This window comes from Arthrobacter zhaoguopingii, assembly GCF_009828605.1.
Taxonomy (GTDB): Bacteria; Actinomycetota; Actinomycetes; order Actinomycetales; family Micrococcaceae; genus Arthrobacter_D; species Arthrobacter_D zhaoguopingii.
In genome coordinates, this window is sequence record NZ_WIAE01000025.1 from 1 (window position 1) to 21294 (window position 21294).

Genomic DNA, 21294 nt, shown 5'->3' on the forward strand with positions numbered 1-21294 from the left:
CTGCGCGGGCGCCGCAACGGGCTGCACTTCCTGGAGATCGGGGCCACGGATGAGCAGTTCGAACACCTCGCCACGGTGATGAACACCGCCACCAACCCCCGCCTCCCCGGCACCGGTGCGGGCCCGGGCACCGGATCCGGTGACGAGTCCGGCGGTGGAGGAACCCGTAACGACATAACCGGTGACGCCCCGGATAGTGGATCACACCGCGCCTCCCCGTTCGGCGCAGACGAGCGGCCCACCCGGGCGCAGCAGCTGCTGGCGGGCCTGGTGGGCGCCTGCAGGATCGCCCTGGCCACCGACGGCCTTCCGGCCGCCGGCGGGCACCGCCCCCAGGTCATGGTCACCATCGATTACCGGACCCTGACCGGCGAGCTCGACCACGCCGGCGATGCGGTGTTCGCCCAGCAGATCCCGGCCCGCAGCATCCGCCGGCTCGCCTGCGACGCGGACCTGATCCCCCTGGTCCTGGGCGGCAAAGGCCAGGTCCTGGACCTTGGCCGCGCCCAGCGGCTGTTCCCACCGCACCTGCGCCGGGCCCTGGTGGCCCGGGACAAGGGCTGCGCCTTCCCCGGCTGCACCATCCCCGCCACCTGGTGCGAGGCCCACCACATCACCCCGTGGGAAAAAGGCGGCACCACCACCCTCGGCGACGGGGTGCTGCTGTGCTCCCACCACCACCACCGCATCCACGACGGACCCTGGACCGTGCACTCCCGGCACGGCATCCCCTTCTTCCTCCCACCCCACCACCTCGACCCCGACCAAAAACCCCGCCGAAACAGCTACTGGACAGCCCGACCCCCCAGGAGAACCACCGACCCCCTACGTGAATGAGCGTCCACCAAAGTGACGCACACGGCGCTGGATTTCACCCGGCCGTTCCGGCAAGCGATCCGCACGCAGAGGCCGCCGACGGATCTCCCACCTCGCCGCCGCCGGCCGATCTCCCACCCCGCCGCCACCGGATTGGTCTCCCCCATCGCACTAAGGGCCCCTGATCCGCCGAGAATGCAAGCCCGCCCCTTGCCATCTGACAGCCCTGCGCGAGCACTAGTTGGGCCAATTTCTCCCTGTGGCACTTGACACTTCCAATCTTTTGTCTGAGTCTTGGACGGAAGCTGCAATGGAGCACTCTCGATCGGAGCACCAGTGAAGAACACTCCTCCCCAACAATCGCCGTCGGCGGAAAGGACGTCACCTACCTCCCGCCGAACAAGCGCAACATGTCGATGGTGTTCCAGTCGTACGCTGTCTTCCCGCACCGCAAGGTCCGGTATAACATCGGCTTCGGTCTCTCCATGGCCAAGAAGCCCAAGGAGGAAATCGATCGAAAGGTCGCCTGGGCCGCCGACCTGCTGCAGCTCGGCCCCTACCTCGACGCCCTGCTGCGTCTCAACTTCCGATCGGAGCTGAAGAAAATCGTCAAGGATCTCAAGACGACCACCGTTTACGTCACCCATGACCAGAGCGAGGCACTCTCCCCGGGGGACCGCGTGGCCGTCATGCGGAAGGGACAGATCGCCCAGCTGGGTGATCCGCTCGATGTCTACGACGCACCGGCGGACCGGTTCGTGGGCGGCTTCATCGGCTCCCCGCCGATGAACTTCATCAAGGCGGCGGTCTCCGGTGACGGCGGTGCACTGATCGTGGGCGACCAGCGCCTCCGCGCCCCGTCCCTGCTGCAGTCCTACTCGAGCACCGATGTCCTGCTGGGGGTCCGCGCCGAAAACGTCGCTGTCGACACCCAGCGCTCCTCCGGAGACGTCCCGGGAACGGTCCTGGTGGTCGAACCGATGGGTTCCTCGATCCTGCTCACGGTGGAGGTGGAGGGCCAGACCATCAAGGTCCAGGCACCGCCGACCTTCCGCACCTCCCCCGGCTCCACGATCTGGCTGACCTTCTCCCCGAACAGCATGCGCTTCTACGACAGCGAAACCGCGATGGCGCTGGTGGCACGATGAGCACCGAAACCCTCAGCACCGCACAGCTGCGCGCCGCCGCCATCGAAGTCCTGCGCGTGAACGACCTGGGCACCATGACTACAGCGGCACCCAACCTCTACCCTCACATGTGGAGCTGGGATGCGGCCTTCATCTCCATCGGCCTGGCCCGGGTCAGCGTTCCCCGCGCCATCACCGAGCTGCGGACTCTCCTGGCCGCCCAGTGGTCAACCGGCATGATTCCCCACATCGTCTTTACCGACGACGACACCGGCTACTTCCCCGGATTCGAACGCTGGGGAACCGCCACCGCCGCGGCGCTCCCGCCGGGGACCCGGACCAGCGGAATCTGCCAGCCGCCGGTCCACGCGATCGCCCTGCGCCACATCCTCGACCGGGCACGCGAGAACGGCGGAAGCGACCAGCACGCCGCCGAGGCCTTCCTGGCCGAGTCCTTCGACGGCTGGCTCGCGTGGCACCGCTGGCTGGCTACCGTGCGAGACCCCGATGGCGTGGGCCTCGTGGAAATCCAGCACGGCTGGGAATCCGGCTTCGACAATTCCCCGCGCTGGGACGGACCGTACTCCCGAGTCACCCCCGGGAAGGTCGAGCCGTTCACCCGCCGGGACACCCTGTATGTCGCCGACGCCAGCGAGCGCCCCGACGACGCCGAGTACACCAAGTACCTCTGGCTCGTCCAGCAGATGGCCTCGGTCCGGTTCGACGACGACGCGGTCCGCGACACTGTCGACTTTCGGGTCCGCGACGTGTTCTTCTCGGGCATTATGGCCGCCTCGAGCGAGGTGCTTGCCGGGCTCGGGGACGAACTCGGCCGCACCGGGGAGGCCGCCGAGCTCCGCGAGCTGGCCGCACGGTTCCGCGCCGGGGTGGCGTCCACCGTCGATCCCGCCACCGGTCTGGCCCGTGACTACGACGTGCTGGCCGGCGAGTGGATCTCCACCGACACGGTCTCCGGCTTCGCACCGCTGGTGGCCGGCGGCAACCCCGGCCTGCTCGAACGTCAACGCGACCTGCTCCGGGGACCGCAGTGGATGGGACACCCGGACCTGCGGTTCCCGCTGCCGCCCTCCACCTCTCCCTCGAGCCCGGCCTTCCGCCCCCGCACCTACTGGCGCGGACCGGTCTGGCCGTTCCTCAACCTGCTCCTTGGCTGGGCCAGCGCCCGCGACGGGCAGGAACACCTCTACGGAAGCCTGCGCTCTGCCTCCCTGGACCAGCTCTCGGACCTGAAGTTCGCCGAATACTACGATCCCCTGAACGGAACGCCCCTGGGCAGCTTCGCCCAGGCATGGTCGGCCGCGGCGGCCCTCGAATGGATCGGCGCGCCCGGCGGAACATCTCCGGACACCCCGTCATGAGAACCGTCCTCATCGCCAGCGACAAGTTCAAGGGCTCCTTGGACGCCCCCGGCGTGTGCGCCGCCGTCGGCCGCGGCCTGACGGCGCACCGCCCGGACCTGCGGGTGGTGCGCATGCCCATCGCGGACGGCGGGGACGGAACCCTCGATGCTGCCGTCGGCGCCGGTTACGCCCGGCGGGAGGTGATGGTCACCGGCCCCACCGGGGACCGGCTGGCCGCTGCCTTTGCCTGGCACGAGGGGACGGCAACCGCCGTCGTCGAGATGGCCCAGGCGTCGGGGCTCGAAAAACTGCCCGGTGGAATCCCCGCCCCGCTGGATGCCACGACCTACGGCACCGGCGAGCTGGTGCGGGCCGCCCTTGACGCCGGCGCCCGCCGGATCATCCTCGGCGTCGGTGGCAGCGCCTCGACCGACGGAGGCCTGGGGTTCCTTGAGGCGCTTGGCGCCCTCGCCGTCAACCGCCGCGGCCGCGCACTCGGCCGCGGCGGCGGGGCCCTGGCCGACCTGGGCCGGCTCGACTTGACGACGCTCGATGCCCGGCTCGCCACCTGCGAGGTGATCCTCGCGACCGACGTCGACAACCCCCTCCTCGGACCCCGGGGCGCGGCAGCGGTGTACGGACCACAGAAGGGCGCTTCGCCCGCGGATGTCGCCGCGCTCGAGGATGGACTCCGGCACTACGCCGACGCCGTCCACCGTGCCTGCGGGTCCCCCCTCGACGTCAGCGAGGCGCCCGGGGCCGGGGCCGCCGGAGGGCTCGGCTTTGCCGCGCTGGCGGTCCTCGAGGCCACCACCCGGCCCGGAGTCGAGGTGGTCCTCGAACTCGTCGGGTTCGCCGACGCGCTCGCCCGGCTGGGCGAGGGTGACCTCGTGATCACCGGTGAAGGCTCCCTCGACGCCCAGACCCTCAGCGGCAAGGCACCGGCGGGGGTGGCCCGTGCGGCGCTGGCCCGCGGCCTGCCCGTCGCCGCGGTCTGCGGACGGCGGACCCTCACCACCGAGGAACTGCAAGGACTCGGAATCGCCCGCGCGTACGCACTGACCGAACTGGAGCAGGACCTGCAGAAATCCATCCGCAACGCCGACGCCCTGCTGGGCACCCTCGGCCACCGGATCGCCGAGGACTGGTTCCCGGCGGCCTGACCCCGGCGCGGTGCCGGAGGGCCAATCGGCCTGCGGTAGGCTGGACGACCGAACAGGAGGCGACGGAATGGCTGTTGAGCGTGTGCCGGCTGGGCTGGGTGGGGCCGCCTCCCACGGCAGCCTCCTTCACCTGATCCGTTCCACCGGCGGCCTGTCCCGCCAGCAGCTGCTGGCGGCCACCGGCATGTCGCGTGCCACTCTCTACGAACGCCTCGATGCCCTGGTGCGCCGCGGCCTGGTCTACGAGGCCGAACCGCTCGAGGCCACCGGCGGGCGCCGCTCCCGCAAGATCCGGTTCGACGACCGGGGACGCGTGGTCCTCGCCTTCGCCCTCGGCCAGACCCACGCCACGGTCAGCGTCACCGACACCGAAGGGCGGCAGCTGCGCACCCGCACGCTGGCCCACCGCATCTCCGAACCGGCCGACACAGTACTGAGGCCGCTGCTGGCGGCCGGGGGCGAGCTGCTGGAGCAGGAAACCTCGGAGATCCTCACCGGCGTGGGGGTGAGCCTTCCCTCCCCGGTCGAGGCGGCCACCGGCCATGTGGTCCACTCAACGACGATCCCCGGCTGGCCGCCGGACGCCGTCGTCGCCGCCATGTCCGGGCGATGGCCGGTGCCCCTCGTCATCGAGAACGACGCGCGCACCGCGGCGCTGGGTGAACGCAGGACCGACGCTGAGACCCTCGTCTACATCAAGGTCGCCACCGGCATCGGCTGCGGGATCGTTGTGGACGGCTCGATCCTTCACGGGGCCCACGGAGCGGCGGGCGACATCGGCCATATCCGCGTCGCCCCCAACGGACCGGTGTGCAGCTGCGGCCGGCACGGCTGCCTTGCCACCTTCAGTTCGGGGCGCTCCCTGGGCCTCAAGCTCGGCCCTGCAGGCTACCCCACCCTCCCGGAGATCAGCGCCGCCGCCCGGAGGAGTGAACCGGTGGTGATTGACGCGCTCACCGCGGCCGCCGACGTCCTGGGCCGGGCACTTGCGACCACCGTCACCACCATCAACCCGGCCCGGCTGGTCCTCGGCGGCACGATCGGGGTGCTCCCCGCGTTCGTCGACCAGGTGCGGGAGCGGGTGCTTTCCGACGTCGTCGGACGGATCGCCGAGGGCCTTACCGTCGAAGGCGGGGAGGCGGGCGACGATGCCGCCCTCGATGGGCTCACCACCCTGGTGATGCGGAAGGTCTTCGCCCCCGCAACCATCGACGGGTTCCTGCTGCAGTACGCGCTCAGCTAACGCAACCAGCGACCGCCGCAGCGCCCCCGGAGTCAGCTCAGCTCACCGCGTACCGGCGGACGAAGTTCCGCAGGATCCGCGCGGGATGATCCACCCGGAAGCCGCGGGCCCGCCGCATGTAGTCCTCGGCCTCGTCGGGCGGGAAGTACCCGGCGTTGCGGTAGATGGAAATCCGTTCGACCAGGGCATCGACGTCGAGCTCCGGATGGAACTGGGTGGCGTAGAGGTTTTCCTTGATCCGAAACATCTGGATTGGGCAGGCCGGTGACGAGGCAAGGATCACCGCCCCCCGCGGAGGGGTGGCACAGGCTTCCTTATGGCCGACGAAGGCGGTGAAGGCCTCCGGCATGCCCTCGAGCAGCGGATCCTCGGCGCCCGGTCCGCTGAGCGTCACCGTCGCGGCGCCGACCGGCTCACCGAACGTCCGATCGATCACCGCACCCTGGTGCCGGCCCAGCGTTCCCACGCCGTAGCAGGCGCCCAGGAAGGGAAAGTCCTCCGCCACAACCTCGTCAAGGAGGGCGCCGAGTTCCTGCTCGACCCGGCGCTGCTCGACCGACTTTTCCTCCTCGGGGTCCGACGAGTTGTAGGGGCTGCCACCGACGAAGATCCCGGAGTACCGCTCCAGATCGATCGGCGGAAGCGGGCACTGCTCCACCCGCACCCGGTGGAGCTCATCGGGTGCCAGCCCGCCGAAGCGCAGGAACCCCTGATACTCGCCCTCGGCGGCAGCGTCGTCGGCACGGGTGGCCAGCAAGAGATACGGTTTCACCCCTCGAATGCTACTGCGTTGCGCACGGGGCCGCCGGTCCGGACCACCCGGACGGACCACCCGTACGCGCCGCTTCCTCCGCGCAGGTGGTCCGGGCCGATCGGTGCAAGAATTGAAAGGGAAAGCGAAAGCACAACGGGCCCGCCCGAGAGGTACCGGCAGCCGCGCGAGCGGACCCTGCCGCCGGCCCTTCTTCCGACGGAGGACAGGCAATGGACGCAGAGCAGAACGGCAACGCAGGCGTGGATGCCCCGCTGCAGGTGATGAACGTCCCCGAACGCGCGCGATACGAGCTCGTGGAGGAGGGGTCGGGCACCATCGGTTTCACCGACTATCGACTGCGTCCTTCCTCCAACCAGATCCTGCTCCTCCACACCGAGGTCGACCGTGCCTACTCCGGCCGCGGACTCGGGGCGCAGCTTGCCCGCTTCGCACTCGACGACGCCGGCGCGAGCGGCCTGCGGATCGTTCCGCTGTGTCCCTACATCGCGGCCTACCTCCGCACCCACCATGAATGGGACCACCTCATCGACATGCCGGCCACCTCCGCCGCCCGACCGGAAGCAGACCCTTCGTGACCACGGATTCCGAGCCCCGCACCGCCCGCCGCGTCTTCCTCGACAAGGAAGACCCCGCACTCTTCCGCGCCCTCAACGGCCTGGCCCTGAAGGTGAAGGAGACGGCCGAAGCAGCGGGAATCGGTGCGGAACTTTCCGAACTGATCAAGGTCAGGGTCTCCCAGCTCAACGGCTGCGCCTACTGCCTCGACGTCCACACACAGGAGGCCCTCGCTGCGGGCGTCGCCCAACGCAGGCTGTCGGTGCTTTCTGCCTGGCGCGACACCGACCTGTTCAGCGAGCAGGAGCGGGCGGGCCTCGCCCTTGCCGAGAGTGCCACGCTGCTTCCTCCCTCGGAGGTCCTCGATGAGGAACACTCGAAGGCCCGGAAGGTCCTGAGCGACGCCGAGTTCTCGGCGGTGAACTGGATCGCCATCACCATCGGGGCGTTCAACCGCATCTCGATCATCAGCCGCCATCCCGTTCGCGAGTAACGTGGAGCTCCAGGGCCGTCCGGCGTGACAGGGCGTGTCAACGATTTGACGGGGCAGTAAAGGCGCATAGGCTTTCCCCGGGGGCGCACCGGGCTCCTCCGGGGGAGGAATTGGCATGGCATTCGGCGACGAGCTGAGGAGCGCCCGCACGGCGAAGAAACTCACCCAAAGCGAGCTCGGAGCCGGCCGGTACTCGGCGAGTTACGTTTCCCTCCTCGAAAGTGGCCAGCGCCAGCCCAGCAGGGAGATGGCCTGGCATTTCGCCGACCTGCTCCAGCTCGACCCGCAGACCGTCCTCGGCTGGATCCGAACCGGCCCCACCGACGACGGCGGTGCTCTCGCCGCCGCCCTGCAGCACGCCCAGAACGCGTGGGACCTCAAGGACTACGCCCTCGCAGCCTCCGAGTCCGAATATGTGGCCAGCCTGGCCCGCGAGCAGTCGAATTCAGCAATCTGGTGGCACTTCACCAATCTCCAGGCCGAGGCGTACTCAGCCCTGCGGCGCCCCGATCTCGCGGAGGAGACGCTCACCGAACTGCTCGCCCACCCTCTGACCGGTGAATGGCCCGAGCTCGAGGCGACCGTGCTGAGTGCGCTCTCCGTAACCAAACGCGCCACCGGAGCCCTCGACGAGGCGATCACCCTCGCCCGCTCCGCCGTCGCTGCCGCGGCTTCACTCCCCGACCACTCGGTGACCCGCCTCAAATGCGGATTCATCCTCGTGGCTGCCCTGTCGGTGCGGGGGGACTACGAGGAGGCCTGGGAGGAAGCCCTTCCACTCACCGACCTCTCAACGGTTCCGGGCATGTCCTCCCCCACGATCGGAAGGGCAGGCTGGGTGGTGGGCAATATCGCCTTCCGCCGCGGCGACGTGGAAACCGGCCTGGCCCAGCACGCCATCGCGGCACAGCACCTCACCCCCCACACCGACGTGGGGCTCTGGGCGCACTTCAACCGGGCCTCGGCCTCGGCACGCCTCCTTGCCGGCCTCTCGGACGACGCCGTCGAACAGTGTCTCGCCAACGCCGATCTGGGGTTCCGCATCGCCGGCACGGACTCCGAACGGTCCGAACTGCTGCTCGCCTGGGCCCACCTCCAATCGCTGCGCGGCGACCTCGGTGCCGCCTATGCGCTGATCGAACAGGTGAAGGAGCCGGAGGACCTTGAGTTCGAATCCGCAGGCCTCAGGGAGCGCCTCCTTGGCCAGTACCACGCCAGCGTGGACGCACCGGTGCCGGCCCGCAGGCATTACCTCCGGGCGGCCAAGCACTACTCCGACGCCGGGGACCCCGAAACCGCTTCCGAGGTCCTCAACGAACTGCTGGACACAAGCCCCTGACCGGCCGCTTAATGGAACCCGCCCGCCCACCGGCTCAACGCAGGTGGGCGGGCGGAAGCGGAACGGCGGCCTAGGAGCCGACGGCGGCTGAGGCTACGGGCCCCGGCTGCCACTGCGGGAGGATCATCTCACCCTCATCCACGACGTTGTCGTGGGTTTCCTTCGCACCGTTGGTGACGATTGCACGGATCACCTCGACCGGAAGCTTCGGCTTCCGGTTTTCGTCGGTCAGCCCGTTGGCCTCCTGCATCGTGTCGGTGAGCTGGGTGTAGCAGAATCCCGCAAGGACCGGGCTCGTCTGCAGGGCGGAGAACAGGCCACCGACGCGGTCGGCGAAGTCTTCGGGCGAATCGACGGTGGAGTAGCCCCAGGTGACGATGGGGCTGTTCGGCGCATAGGTCACTCCGCCGAACTCGGAAACCATCACCGGCTTCCCGCTTGCACCGGTGGGAAGGGTCGTCAGCCTGCGGCCGGCCGGACCCACACCCTCAACGAGGCCCTCGACCGCCTCAGCGTTCGCATAGTTCGCCTTCAGCCCGTCGTGCGTCGTCGTGTAGTCGTGGATGGTCAGTAGATCGGACTCGGTGTGCTCCCAGCCGTCGTTGGAGACGACGGAGCGGGTCGGATCGAGGGCCTTGGTGAGGTGGTACAGAGCCTGCACGAAGTGCTGCTGGGCGGGATCGTGCGAGATGTGCTGGACGCCCCAGCTCTCGTTGACCGGAACCCAGGTGACGATCGAGGGGTGCGAGATGTCGCGTTCGACCACGCTCATCCATTCGCGGGTGACCCGCTGGACGGCGGTCGGGGAGAATTCGAACGTGCTTCCGATCTCGCCCCAGATCAGCAGGCCCAGGCGGTCCGCCCAGTAAAGGAAGCGGGGGTCCTCGACCTTCTCGTGGAGCCGGGCCGAGTTGAACCCCAGGTCCTTGATCAGCTGGATCTCGTCCTGAATGGCCTGGGAGTCCGGCGCGGTGTACAGGGAATCGGGCCAGAAGCCCTGCTCGAGTACGGAGCGCACGTAGAACGGGCGGTCGTTGAGCAGGAAGTGGCCGCCGGCTTCGCCCACGCTGCGCAGGCCCAGGTAGGACCAGATCTCGTCGAGAACGTTGCCCGCCCGGTCCATCAGGACGACGCGCGCATCGAGGAGCCGCGGGTGGGCGGGCGACCACAGGAGGTTCTCGTAGGCCTGGCCGTTCGCCTGGTGGGCCAGCGCGCTCGTCATGGTGAACCGGGGCTGGGAGGAGAACACCTGATGGGTGCCGAGGGGTTTCCCGCGGTAGCTGAGTTCGACCCGGACGCTCACCTCGTCGACCGGACGGGAGGACAGTTCGACGTCGAGACTCACCGTCCCGCCGGGTACGTCGGTTCGCCACGCGATCCGGCGGACGGAAGTGGCGGGGACGGCCTCGAGCCAGACCCGCTGCCAGATCCCGGTCGAGCGGTGGTACCAGATGACGTGGGGCTCCTCGAGCCAGTCCTGCTTGCCGCGCGGCTGGGAGACGTCGTGGGGGTCGTCCTCGGCCCGGACGACGAGGACGAAGTCCTCCCCGGTCCTCGCCTGCTCCGTGACGTCGAAGGAGAACGGCGTCTGGCCGCCCTCGTGGGTGCCCAGCAGCCGGTCGCCTGCCCACACCGAGGCGCGGTAGTCCACCGCGCCGAAGTGGATCAGCACCCGGTCGTCACCGCCGGTCCACCCGCTCGCGGCAATGTCTGCCGGAGTGAGGGTGCGCCGGTACCAGACCACGGGATGGAAGCCCGTGTCACCGATGCCGGAGCGGGTGGATTCGGGTGGGAACGGGACGAGGATCCGTTTGCTGAAGCTGGTCGTTCCGGCTGCCCACCCGCTGGAAATACCGGTATTTGAGTCGTCATGCTCGAACTCCCATTCCCCCGACAGATCGTGCCAGTGGCGCCGGACGAGCTGGGGCCGCGGGTAGGTGCCGTCTTGGGTGCTTGCACTGAAGGAGGAAGAGTTAGGCATGGCGTCAATCCTGTCCGAATTTTTCAACGCTGTAAAGTTGATTTCGCGAAACGTTCGATGATGACGCGACTTCGGTTGAGGTGCCTGTTCAGGCCGACGGAACCGCCGGCTCGTCCTCGGACACAGCCAGTCCGGAGGACACGGACGGGGTGCTCTGCCGGATCGTGAGTCCATGGGGGACGATCCGGTGCCGACCCACACCGCGGAAGCCGTCGATGCGCTCGGTCAGCAGTTCGAGGGCCGTCGAAGCCAGTGCTGATTTGTCCGGAGCCACCGAGGTCAGGCTCGGTGTCGTGTACTGTCCGATGGCTGTGTCGTCCCACCCGAGCACCGCGATTCCGTCCGGCACCGAAATGCCGGCGGCGGCGCAGGCACGCAGTGCTCCGGCGGCGAACTTGTCGTCGCGGCAGACGATGCCGTCGATGGAAACCCCGCGCTGCAGGGCAGCCCGAACCGCCTCATCGCTCGCTTCGGACGAGAAGTCCCGCACCGACAGCACGAGCCCGGGATCCGGGTCCAGCCCCGCCTCGATCAGGCCCTGCTGGTACCCAAGCAGCCGCTTGTCCGTCGAGAAGGTGACGTCGTCCTCGACGACGCCGAGGAAGGCGATGCGGCGCCGTCCCTGCTGGAGGAGGAAATGGACGGCCTCGGCCGCTGCGGCAACGTTGTCGATCATTACGTGGTCGCTGGTCGCCGGCATCGCCCCCTCCCCCAGCAGCACCAGCGGAGTGTCGTGGTGGAGCTTTGCGATGGACAGCGCGCCGATACTGACCGGATGGAAGATGATGCCGTCCACCAGGCCGGCTTCCCGGTCCTCGAGCACTGCGTGTTCGGCCTCGAGCTTGCCCAGGGTCTGCTCAATGATGACCCGGTAGTTCCGCCGCGCCGCCTCTTCGGCGATCTGGCGGGAGATCTCCGAGAAGTAGGGGTGGTCGATTTCCGGGATGGCGAGGGCGATCATGCCGGTTTTGCCCGTGACGAGGCGGCGGGCGGTCAGGTTCGGCCGGTAACCGAGCTTGTCGATGGCGGCCTGCACCCGGAGCCTCAGTTCGGGCGCCACGTGCGGGTAATCATGGACAACGTTGGACACGGTCTTCGTCGACACGCCTGCAACTTCGGCCACGTCGACAAGTCTTACTCGCTTCACTGCCACCCCCTTCGCTGGAAAATTAATACTAGTGGACAGATCGGTCTCATTGGGGCTTACTAGACATACAACTTTACAACGCTGTATCTTGAGGCAACGTCTACGGAACGCCGCCTTGCCGGATGGGCCGCCTGACAACGATGCGAAACGCCACGGGCGCTGCGCACCACTTTCACCGAGGAGGACAATGATGACCTATCCGAAGCGGTTCATCCGTAACCGTGTATCCGCAGCCACTGCCATCGGCGCGACGGCACTTCTGGCACTCACCGCCTGTGGTGGCGGCGGAGCCCAGCAGGGCACGGCCACGGAGTTCACCGGTGAATACACCGGTCCGAAGGTCGAACTCGACTACTGGAACGGGTTCACCGGCGGTGACGGCCCGTTCATGGAACAGATGGTCGAAGAATTCAACGCCGAGCACGACAACATCAAGGTCGTCCCCAACACCATCAAGTGGGCCGACATGTACCAGAAGCTCCCCGCCGCTGTGCAGGCCGGAGAAGGCCCCGATGTCGGGGTCATGCACCTTGAGCAGCTGTCGACCAACGCCGCCCGCAACGTCATCGTTCCCGTCGACGACCTCGCGGAGGAGCTCGAGCTGACCGGCGACGACTTCACCGAAGAGGTCTGGGACGCAGGCGTGTACGAGGACGAGCGCTACGGCATCCCGCTGGACGTTCACTCGCTGGCGATGTACTACAACACCGAGCACTTCGAAAAGGCGGGCATCACCGAGGCCCCCACCGACGCCGCATCCTTCGAAGACGCGCTGAAGAAGCTCAAGGCCGCCGGTTACGAAAACCCGTTCTGGATGCCCGCGAAGTGGCCCAGCCACCTCATGAACCTCTCCCTCCTGTGGCAGAACGGCGGCGAGCCCTACGACGCCGATGGCGCCAAGGCGACCTTCGATTCTGAGGCCGGCGTCGAGGGACTCGAATGGCAGACCTCGATCATCGATGAGGGGTACAGCCCGAAGAACGTCGCCATCGATTCCCAGTACGTCGCCTTCAAGAACGGTGAGAACTCGATCACCTGGGACGGCATCTGGCAGTTCAACGACCTCGAAGCCGCCGGCGTACCTTACGCCGCTGCCCCGATCCCCGTGATCGGCGAGGAAGACGCAGTGTGGGCCAGCTCGCACAACTTCTTCCTCCCCCGCCAGGCCACTCCCGACGAGAACAAGACGAACGCCGCGAAGGTCTTCATCGCCTGGATGAGCGAGAACTCCGAAGCCTGGGCCGGCTCGGGCATGATTCCGGCCCGCACGTCGGTGCGCGAAGGCGGGGCACTTGATGGAACCCCGCAGGAACCGATCGCTGCGAAGGTCGACTCCATGAAGTTCCTGCCTCCCGTCCCGGGTCTGGGCACTGTCCAGGCCGAAACTCTCGAGGTCGGCGTCGACAACGCGATCCTCGGCGAGCAGGAGCCCAAGGAAGCCCTTTCAAAAGTTGCTGCGAAAGCATCCCAGCTGATGGAAGAAAACCAAGCCTCGTTTGGAAAATAGCCAAAAATGAAATCCTCATCCAAGGTGGGCGCCTCCTCGAAGGGGGAGGCGCCCGGGCGTCAGCCGACCACTACGCCCACACGAATTGCGGCCCCGAAAACGAATAAGGGTGTCGCCAAGCAGGCCGCAGGCACTCCGTGGCTGTTCCTTGCTCCGTACCTGATCCTTTTCATCGGGTTCGTTCTCATCCCCATCGTCTTTGGCCTCTGGATCAGCCTTCACGCCTGGGACTACACCCGTCCGCTTCAGCCCTTCGTCGGGCTGGCGAACTACGTGTCGCTGTTCCAGCCCGATTCGCCCTACTTTGAGAGCTTCTGGAGCTCGATGCAGGCAACGGGCATCTTCACCGTCTTCAGCGTTCCGCTGCTGCTGACCATCCCGCTGGCCGTCGCACTGCTGATGGCCTCGAAATTCCCGGGCCGGAACTTCTTCCGCGCCGTGTACTTCGCGCCGTACGTCCTTGGCGTCGCAGTGATTTCGGTGCTCTGGCGCTACCTGCTCGACAACAACATCGGACTCGTCAACTACTACCTCGGCGTGATCGGCCTGCCGGACGACATCGCCTGGACGACCTCCACCCCCGCGGCCTGGGTTGCCCTCATCGGCGTGACGGTGTGGTGGACCCTCGGGTTCAACGCCGTCATCTACCTGGCGGCACTGCAGGACATCCCCGCGGAGCTGTATGAAGCGGCGAGGGTCGACGGCGCCAACAAGTGGCAGCAGTTCATGAATGTCACAATCCCCGGGCTGCGCCCCGTGTTGTCCTTCGTCACCATCGTCACGCTCATCGCCTCGGTGAACATGTTCGGCCAGTCCTACCTGATCACCCTTGGCGGCCCGGGCCGTGAGACCCGCACCGCGATCTACCAGATCGCCGAAACGGGCCTGCGCAACTTCCAGATGGGGAACGCGGCGGCCATGAGCTACGTGCTCACCCTGTTCCTCATGCTCCTGAGCCTCATCGTGTTCTGGCTCTTCCGTGAAAAGAAGGAGGGGAAATGACACAGCTCACCGAATCCGGTGCGTCAACAGCATCCGGGGCATCCGGGGCAGGAAACGGCGGACGCCTGCCCACCAAGCGCAAGGATCCAGCCGGGCGGCGCAAGATGGTCCTGCGGCTGATCATCCTCAGCATCGTGGCGCTGATCTTCATCAGCCCGCTCATCTTCATGTTTGTTACCTCCTTCAAGACGCGTGCGGATGCCACCGGCATCCCGCCGAGCTGGATTCCCGACCCGTTCTCGCTGCAGGCGTACGAGTCGATCCTCGCCCCCGGCAGCAGCACCCCGGTGCTGCGCTGGTTCCTCAACAGCATGGTGGCCGCGCTGCTCCACGCGGCCCTCGTCGTCGTCATCTCCGCCCTCGCCGCCTACCCGCTGGCGCGGATGGAGTTCCGGGGCAAGAAGATCGTGTTCGGGGTCATTGTCGCCACGCTGCTGGTGCCCCCGGTCATCCTGATCATTCCGAACTACCTGATCGTGAGCGGCCTCGGCTGGCTCAACGCCCTGGTGGCGATCATCGTCCCGACCGCGGCGTCCGCCTTCGGTGTGTTCTTCATGCGGCAGTTCTTCGGAGCGCTGCCTGAAGACCTTGAGGAAGCCGCCCGGCTCGATGGGGCGAACCGGTTCGAGATGTTCACCAAGATCATCCTGCCGCTCGCGAAGCCCGCAATGGCCACGCTGGCGCTGCTGGCGTTCCTCACCAACTGGAACGACTTCCTGTGGCCGATCTACGTGCTCTTCAGCCCTGATGTGCAAACCCTGCCCGCGGGCCTTTCGACGCTCCAGTCGGCCAATGCGGTGAGGTACGACCTGCTGATGGCCGGTGCCGTGATGGCAAGCCTTCCGGTCCTGGCGCTGTTCGTCTTCCTCCAGAGGTTCATCATCGAGGGAGTCTCACGCTCCGGTGTGAAGGGCTAACTTCTGAAGGGCTAACTTCTGAAGGGCTGACCCCCGAAGGGCTGACAACGGTTCCCGATTCCCCCTGGCACACGCGCCGGGGGGAATCGCCCGTTAATCGCCACGTCAGTGGACGGCCGGAACCCGATCCCTGCGCACTAGACTTCTGGAGGCACCTCCCGCGGAGGCGCCCTCCAAGCAAGCACCCAGCACCCAGCACCCAGCACCCAGCACCCAGCACCCAGCCCAGAGGAACTCATGACACCGATGGACCCCGCAGTGCCCGTCTCGGGCCACCAGTACACGCTTCGCGCCGGCGGCTACACCGCCGACATCGCCAGCGTCGGAGCCTCGGTCCGCCGGCTGCGCTTCGAGGACCGGGACCTCGTCGTGCCCTACGAGGAATCCGAGGTCCGCCCCTTCTTCCGCGGTGCGCTATTGGCGCCCTGGCCCAACCGGATTGTCGACGCCCGGTACACCTTCGGCGGGAAGGAAAACTTCCTCGCAATGACCGAGCCCAACCGCGGTCACGCCCTGCACGGGCTGATGGCCTGGCAGGACTGGCTTCCCGAGGAGCACACCGAGTCCTCCGTCAGGCTCCGCGCCGAGGTGGTCCCTCAGGACGGATACCCCTTCCGCCTCCTGGTCCAGGTCGACTACGTGCTCGACGAAGGCGGCCTGCACACCACGGTGACGGCGACAAACACCGGGCACTCCCCCGCCCCCTACGGCACTGCACCGCACCCGTACCTCGTGGGCGGGAGCGGCCGCGTCGACGAATGGACCCTCTCCCTGCCGGCGGACTCCGTCCTGAACGTCACCGAGGACCGACTGATCCCTACGACCCTCGACCCGGTGCACCCGGAGTTCGATTTCCGCGCTCCGCGCCCGGTGGACACAACCTTCATCGACCATGCCTTCACGGACCTTGCCTACGACGCCGACGGGCGGGTCACCGTGGGCGTCACCGGCACCGACGGCCGCGGTGCGGGCATCACCTTCGGCCAGGACTGCCCCTGGGTTCAGGTGCACACCGCGGACCAGCCAGACCCTGCGGTCTCCCGCATCGGCATGGCCGTGGAGCCCATGACGTGCCCGCCGGATGCCTTCAATTCGGGCACCGACCTCGTCGTACTGGCTCCCGGAGACTCCCACGAGGCGCGCTGGAGCATCCACACCCTCTAGGGGCCAACAAAGGGTTGCGGCGGCTCCGCGGGCCTGCTAGTCCTGAGGGACAAGGTGTTCCGCAGAGGAACCGGCATGCGCCCAGGGACGAGCGGTGCCGGAAGAAGGGAAGTGCACCGTGGTCCGCAGCAACCCTCCGGTCGAGGAACCCGACGAGAAGAACGTCGAGGTCAAGGACCGGCCAAAAGACTGGGCCGCCGGCGTGCCGGGGGTCTACTACTCAATGAAGCCGGCGCTCGAACACATGGGGGTGGACCGGACCCGGAAGACCCTGCTGGCGTTGAACCAGAAGGACGGCTTCGACTGTCCCAGCTGCGCCTGGCCCGACCCGAACCACCGCAAGGCCTTTGAGTTCTGCGAGAACGGAGCCAAGGCGGTCACCTGGGAGGCCACGCCCGTCGTCATCGGCTCGGAGTTCTGGGACGAACACTCGCTGACCGACCTGCGCGCACGCACCGAGTACTGGCTCGGCATGCAGGGCCGGCTCACCGAGCCCGTCTATAAGGCCGCGGGCGAGGACCACTACCGCCCGGTGGGCTGGGACGAGGCGTTTTCGATCGTTGCCCGGAAACTGAACTCCCTGGCCTCCCCGCATGAGGCGGCCTTCTACACCAGCGGGCGGACCTCGAACGAGGCAGCGTTCCTCTACCAGCTGTTCGTCCGGGGCTTCGGCACGAACAACCTGCCCGACTGCTCAAACATGTGCCACGAGTCCTCGGGCTGGGGCATGGGCCAGACGATCGGCATCGGCAAGGCCACCATCACCTATGACGACTTCGCGCGCTCGGACCTGATCATCATCCTCGGCCAGAATCCGGGGACCAACCATCCGCGCATGCTCACCGCGCTGGAGGAGGCCAAGGAGTACGGCGCGAAGATCGTCGCCGTGAACCCCCTGCCAGAGGCGGGCCTGCGGAGGTACAAGAACCCGCAGCGGGTCAGCGGCATCGTCGGGCGCGGCACCGAGATCGCCGATCAGTTCCTGCAGATCCGGCTCGGCGGCGACATGGCGCTGCTCCAGGCCGTCTCGAAACGGGTCTTCGAGGCCGAGGAAAAGAATCCGGGCACGGTCCTCGACCACGAGTTCCTCGAGAAGCACTGCGAAGGCCTCGACGAGCTCCGCGAGCACCTCGCCCAGCTCGACGAGCAGACGGTGCTTGAGGCCACCGGACTGCGCAGCGAGGAGATCGACGAGCTCGCCGCACGCTACCTGCGGGCCGAGCGGGTCATCATCACGTGGGCAATGGGGATCACCCAGCAGAAAAAGGCGGTCCCCACCATCAAGGAGATCATCAACCTGCTGCTGCTGCGCGGCAATATCGGCAAGCCCGGTGCCGGGGCCTCCCCCATCCGCGGGCACAGCAACGTGCAGGGCGACCGCACCATGGGCATCTGGGAGCAGATGCCGTCGACCTTCCTCGACGCGCTCGGCAAGGAGTTCTCCTTTGAGGCGCCGCAGGACCACGGCGTCGACGCCGTCGAAAGCATCCACCAGATGCGGGACGGGAAGATCAAGGTGCTCGTCGCCCTCGGCGGCAACCTCGTCTCGGCCATTTCCGACACACAGGTCGCCGAGGCGGCCTTCGCCAAGACCGAGATGACCGTGCAGATCTCCACCAAGCTCAACCGCTCCCACCTGATCACCGGGGAGGAGGCCCTGATCCTGCCGACCATGGGGCGCACCGAAATCGACGTGCAGGAGAGCGGGCGCCAGTTCGTCTCGGTCGAGGACACCGTATGCGCCGTCCACCCCTCATTTGGCAGCGTCGAGCCGGTGTCGCACACCCTGCTCTCCGAGCCGGCGATCATCAGCCGGCTGGCCCGCGAGACGCTCGGCGACCGGGTGAAGGCGGACTGGGCCGGCTTCGAGAGGAACTACGACCTCATCCGCGAACACATCTCCCACGTCGTTGAGGGCTGCGAGAACTACAACGAGCGGATCCGCCAGGACGGTGGCTTCGTGCTGCCCAACGGACCGCGGGACTCGCGGACCTTCCGCACCCCCACCGGGCGAGCGGTACTGACCGTGAACGACCTGGAACCCCTCGAGCGTCCGCCGGGCACCCTGATCCTTCAGACCGTACGCTCCCACGACCAGTGGAACACCACCATCTACGGGCACAATGACCGCTACCGTGGCATCCGGAAGGGCCGCCACGTGGTGTTCATCAGCCCCGAGGATATTGCCGAGCTCGGTCTGTCCGACGGCCAGCAGGTCGACCTGCACGGTGTCTACGACGATGGGATCCAGCGGGTGCTGCGCGACTTCCGTGTGGTGTCCTACCCCACCGCCCGGGGCTGCGCCGCGGCCTACTACCCGGAGGCCAACGTCCTGGTCCCGCTGGACTCGGTGGCCGAGGGAAGCAACACGCCGGTGTCGAAGGCGGTCCTGATCCGGCTCGAGCCGACTGCTGGTGACTCGGCGGATGAGGAGGCCGGTGATGCGGCGCACGCGAAGGCCGATTCCGCGGCGGCGCCGGCCTGAAAATTCTGTGGGATTTCCCCTGTGGAAATGTCGATTCGGGGCTGCATGGGCCGTCATGGGGATACGGGACGCACCCCGCGCCCGCCGAATGTGAAAGGCCGAAACCATGCGTTACTCCCTGCTCCTGAATAACCCCGAGCCTGCCGACGCCGGCATCACCGAAGAGGACATGGCCCCCTTCCGGGAGGCCTTCGATGCGTACGCGAAGTCGCTGGACGCCGCGGGCATCCTCGTCGCCGCCGAGATCCTCAAGCCGGCCGAGATGACCACGACGGTGACGCTGCGGACGGGCACCCTTTCCATCCAGGACGGACCGTTCGCCGACACCAAGGAAAAGCTCGCCGGCGCCTTCGTCATCGACGTCCCGGACCTTGACGAGGCGCTCGCCTGGGCCTCCAAGTGCCCGGGTGCCCAGTACGGGGTGATCGAGATCCGCCCGTCAGCGATTTCCTTCCGCGAGGGACAGTGGCGGGAACTGGGCTGAGAACTGCCGAGGCGCGGGCTCGGGCCGAGTCCGTGGCCCGCGCCTCCTACGGCCGCCTGCTCGCCCTGCTCGCCGCACCCACCGGGGACCTCCAGGCCGCCGAGGACGCGCTGGCCGACGCGTTCCTCCGCGCGCTGACGACCTGGCCGGATTCAGGCATCCCGGAGAACCCCGAAGCCTGGCTGTTCACGGTGTCGCGCAACCGGCAGCGGGACCGCTACCGGTCGGCGGCCTACCGCACCTCGGTGCCGTTGGAGCCCGATACCGGTTCCTCCGGAGCAGGTTCCCAGGGTGTCCCATCCCGGAGAACAGGCTCCCTGGGGGCTGTCCCCTCACCGGTCGGGTCCGGCTCCGCCCTGCCGGGTGCCGTGCACTGGGACGAGGTCGACGTCGAGGCGATTCCGGATCGACGGCTCGCCCTGCTCTTCGTCTGCGCCCACCCGGCCATCACCCCGGGCGTCCGCACGCCCCTGATGCTCCAGGTGGTCCTCGGCATTCCGTCGGACCGGATCGCCTCGGCCTTCGCCGTGCCGGCACCGGCGATGGCACAGCGCCTCGTGCGGGCCAAGCGGCGCATCCAAGAGGCCCGCATTCCCTTCGTCCTGCCCGATACAACGGTGCTGAAGGAGCGCCTGCCCGCGGTGCTCGAGGCGGTGTACGGCGCGTATGCCCTCGACTGGCGGCACGCCCTGCCGGGAACGCGAACGGTTCAGGCAGCAGCCGGGATCGGTGAACCAGCCGGGACGGACGCCGAGGCTCCTTCCCCGGCAGAAATGGACGCCGAGGCCCGCTCCCAAACAGACGCGGACGCCGGGGCCCGCAACGAAGCCGGGCCGGACACCGGCCCTCCCGAGAACCTCGCCGCCGAGGCGCTGTACCTTGCGACGGTTCTCACTGAACTGCTTCCCAACGAGCCGGAGGCGCACGGACTGGCCGCGCTGATCTGCCTGTCGCTGGCCCGAGGAACTGCACGTACTGCCTCGGCCGGTGGGTTCGTGCCCCTCGCCCTTCAGGACACCAGCCTTTGGGATCGTGGTCTGATCGCCCGCGGGGAGGAACACCTGCGGCACGCCCACACCCTGGGGCGAATCGGAAGGTTCCAGCTCGAGGCCGCGATGCAGTCGGTCCACTGCGCCCGGGCCCGCACGGCGAGGACCGACTGGCAGGCGCTGCTCCGCCTCAACGAGGCATTGGTGGCCCTTACACCGACCCTCGGAGGGATCGTCTCACTCGCCTCCACCCTGGGCGAGGCATCCGGCCCGAACGCAGGACTGTCCTTCCTCGACGCGGCCAAGGCCCCGGCTCTCGATGATTTCCAGCCAGCCTGGGCAACCCGAGCCCACCTGCTGGCCGAGGCGGGTCGCACCGCGGAGGCGTCCGCGGCCTACAGCAGGGCCCTGGCGCTGACGACCGATCCGGCGCTGCGAGGCTTCCTCGAGCAGGCACTGCAGCGCCTCTCGGCCCCCGGGCCGCCGGTAGCCGACTCCGCCTAGTCAGCGCCAAGCCCAACGCCGACGCCGCCCCCGACGCGGAGCACCCCGGGGGCCCTTTCGGCTGCACGTCCGGCGCATCCTCCCGCCGAGACTGCAGGTCACCACCCTTTGCCACGGGCAGTCTCTAGTTTTTAGCGCAACACCTTGAGGAACGGGGTGTGGTGTGGGTAAGAAGATTGGGTGGGAGACGCGGGCGGCGGCGTATCGGGCGCTGATCCGAGGCGTTTCGACGGTCCGGGTGG

At 67.8% G+C, this 21294-nt stretch carries 18 protein-coding genes; 15 read left to right on the forward strand and 3 right to left on the reverse strand.

Annotated elements, in window-relative coordinates; all coding sequences use genetic code 11:
- The 5 genes from GVV77_RS17570 to GVV77_RS17590 form a co-directional block, all read left to right on the forward strand.
- Positions 1-837, forward strand: an 837-nt coding sequence (locus tag GVV77_RS17570; RefSeq protein WP_159620587.1) for an HNH endonuclease signature motif containing protein, incomplete at its 5' end; no start/stop codon positions are given.
- A 245-nt stretch (positions 838-1082) separates the two neighbouring features.
- On the forward strand, positions 1083-1964 hold the full coding sequence (locus GVV77_RS17575; RefSeq protein WP_246199890.1) for an ABC transporter ATP-binding protein: 882 nt from the start codon (positions 1083-1085) through the stop codon (positions 1962-1964).
- Complete coding sequence (gene ggh / locus GVV77_RS17580) at positions 1961-3322, forward strand: glucosylglycerate hydrolase (RefSeq protein WP_159620589.1); 1362 nt, start codon at positions 1961-1963, stop codon at positions 3320-3322. Before GVV77_RS17575 ends, ggh begins: the two co-directional genes overlap by 4 nt.
- Positions 3319-4467: a glycerate kinase gene (locus GVV77_RS17585; protein WP_159620591.1), complete on the forward strand. Its 1149-nt coding sequence runs from the start codon at positions 3319-3321 to the stop codon at positions 4465-4467. The genes ggh and GVV77_RS17585 overlap by 4 nt, the downstream gene beginning before the upstream one ends.
- Before the next feature lie 67 nt (positions 4468-4534).
- Positions 4535-5710, forward strand: a complete 1176-nt coding sequence (locus GVV77_RS17590) for an ROK family transcriptional regulator (protein ID WP_159620593.1) — start codon at positions 4535-4537, stop codon at positions 5708-5710.
- A gap of 37 nt (positions 5711-5747) precedes the next feature.
- Here GVV77_RS17590 and GVV77_RS17595 read toward each other — a convergent pair whose 3' ends face one another.
- Positions 5748-6482, reverse strand: coding sequence for a glutamine amidotransferase (locus tag GVV77_RS17595; protein ID WP_159620595.1), 735 nt, complete (start codon positions 6480-6482; stop codon positions 5748-5750).
- Between the two features lie 212 nt (positions 6483-6694).
- Here GVV77_RS17595 and GVV77_RS17600 point away from each other — a divergent pair, with 212 nt between their 5' ends.
- From GVV77_RS17600 to GVV77_RS17610, 3 genes are all read left to right on the forward strand, one after another.
- Positions 6695-7060 carry a GNAT family N-acetyltransferase gene (locus tag GVV77_RS17600; RefSeq protein WP_246199891.1) on the forward strand — a complete coding sequence of 122 codons (366 nt, stop codon included), beginning with the start codon at positions 6695-6697 and terminating at the stop codon, positions 7058-7060.
- Positions 7057-7533, forward strand: coding sequence for a carboxymuconolactone decarboxylase family protein (locus GVV77_RS17605; RefSeq protein WP_246199892.1), 477 nt, complete (start codon positions 7057-7059; stop codon positions 7531-7533). Before GVV77_RS17600 ends, GVV77_RS17605 begins: the two co-directional genes overlap by 4 nt.
- A gap of 115 nt (positions 7534-7648) precedes the next feature.
- Entirely contained in the window at positions 7649-8872 is a 1224-nt protein-coding gene (locus GVV77_RS17610; RefSeq protein WP_159620599.1) for a helix-turn-helix domain-containing protein, read from the forward strand.
- 70 nt (positions 8873-8942) lie between these two features.
- Here GVV77_RS17610 and GVV77_RS17615 read toward each other — a convergent pair whose 3' ends face one another.
- Together GVV77_RS17615 and GVV77_RS17620 are read right to left on the reverse strand one after the other, a co-directional pair.
- Positions 8943-10853, reverse strand: a complete 1911-nt coding sequence (locus GVV77_RS17615; RefSeq protein WP_159620601.1) for a glycoside hydrolase family 2 TIM barrel-domain containing protein — start codon at positions 10851-10853, stop codon at positions 8943-8945.
- Positions 10854-10941: 88 nt separating this feature from the next.
- On the reverse strand, positions 10942-12000 hold the full coding sequence (locus tag GVV77_RS17620; RefSeq protein ID WP_159620603.1) for a LacI family DNA-binding transcriptional regulator: 1059 nt from the start codon (positions 11998-12000) through the stop codon (positions 10942-10944).
- A 187-nt stretch (positions 12001-12187) separates the two neighbouring features.
- Between GVV77_RS17620 and GVV77_RS17625 the strand changes: the two genes are divergently transcribed.
- The 7 genes from GVV77_RS17625 to GVV77_RS17655 all read left to right on the forward strand — a co-directional run bounded on the left by GVV77_RS17625 (position 12188) and on the right by GVV77_RS17655 (position 21052).
- Positions 12188-13507, forward strand: a complete 1320-nt coding sequence (locus tag GVV77_RS17625; RefSeq protein WP_159620605.1) for an ABC transporter substrate-binding protein — start codon at positions 12188-12190, stop codon at positions 13505-13507.
- A gap of 6 nt (positions 13508-13513) precedes the next feature.
- Positions 13514-14509, forward strand: coding sequence for a carbohydrate ABC transporter permease (locus GVV77_RS17630; RefSeq protein WP_159620607.1), 996 nt, complete (start codon positions 13514-13516; stop codon positions 14507-14509).
- Positions 14506-15426, forward strand: a complete 921-nt coding sequence (locus tag GVV77_RS17635) for a carbohydrate ABC transporter permease (RefSeq protein WP_159620609.1) — start codon at positions 14506-14508, stop codon at positions 15424-15426. The genes GVV77_RS17630 and GVV77_RS17635 overlap by 4 nt, the downstream gene beginning before the upstream one ends.
- A gap of 246 nt (positions 15427-15672) precedes the next feature.
- The gene (locus GVV77_RS17640) at positions 15673-16590 is read left to right on the forward strand and encodes an aldose 1-epimerase family protein (RefSeq protein ID WP_159620619.1); all 918 of its coding nucleotides are present in this window, start codon (positions 15673-15675) and stop codon (positions 16588-16590) included.
- A 118-nt stretch (positions 16591-16708) separates the two neighbouring features.
- Positions 16709-19075, forward strand: coding sequence for an FdhF/YdeP family oxidoreductase (locus tag GVV77_RS17645; RefSeq protein WP_159620611.1), 2367 nt, complete (start codon positions 16709-16711; stop codon positions 19073-19075).
- A 106-nt stretch (positions 19076-19181) separates the two neighbouring features.
- Positions 19182-19559 (forward strand): YciI family protein, encoded by a 378-nt coding sequence (locus tag GVV77_RS17650; RefSeq protein ID WP_159620613.1) that lies wholly within the window; start codon positions 19182-19184, stop codon positions 19557-19559.
- Entirely contained in the window at positions 19541-21052 is a 1512-nt protein-coding gene (locus GVV77_RS17655; protein ID WP_246199894.1) for an RNA polymerase sigma factor, read from the forward strand. Before GVV77_RS17650 ends, GVV77_RS17655 begins: the two co-directional genes overlap by 19 nt.
- Positions 21053-21294 lie beyond the last annotated feature (242 nt).

Coding starts and splice junctions, on each gene's coding strand:
- GVV77_RS17635 (WP_159620609.1), top strand. CDS start 14,506: ATGACACAGCTCACCGAATCCGGTGCGTCAACAGCATCCGGGGCATCC.
- GVV77_RS17615 (WP_159620601.1), bottom strand. CDS start 10,853: ATGCCTAACTCTTCCTCCTTCAGTGCAAGCACCCAAGACGGCACCTAC.
- GVV77_RS17640 (WP_159620619.1), top strand. CDS start 15,673: ATGGACCCCGCAGTGCCCGTCTCGGGCCACCAGTACACGCTTCGCGCC.
- GVV77_RS17585 (WP_159620591.1), top strand. CDS start 3,319: ATGAGAACCGTCCTCATCGCCAGCGACAAGTTCAAGGGCTCCTTGGAC.
- GVV77_RS17625 (WP_159620605.1), top strand. CDS start 12,188: ATGATGACCTATCCGAAGCGGTTCATCCGTAACCGTGTATCCGCAGCC.
- GVV77_RS17590 (WP_159620593.1), top strand. CDS start 4,535: ATGGCTGTTGAGCGTGTGCCGGCTGGGCTGGGTGGGGCCGCCTCCCAC.
- GVV77_RS17600 (WP_246199891.1), top strand. CDS start 6,695: ATGGACGCAGAGCAGAACGGCAACGCAGGCGTGGATGCCCCGCTGCAG.
- GVV77_RS17650 (WP_159620613.1), top strand. CDS start 19,182: ATGCGTTACTCCCTGCTCCTGAATAACCCCGAGCCTGCCGACGCCGGC.
- GVV77_RS17630 (WP_159620607.1), top strand. CDS start 13,514: ATGAAATCCTCATCCAAGGTGGGCGCCTCCTCGAAGGGGGAGGCGCCC.
- ggh (WP_159620589.1), top strand. CDS start 1,961: ATGAGCACCGAAACCCTCAGCACCGCACAGCTGCGCGCCGCCGCCATC.
- GVV77_RS17610 (WP_159620599.1), top strand. CDS start 7,649: ATGGCATTCGGCGACGAGCTGAGGAGCGCCCGCACGGCGAAGAAACTC.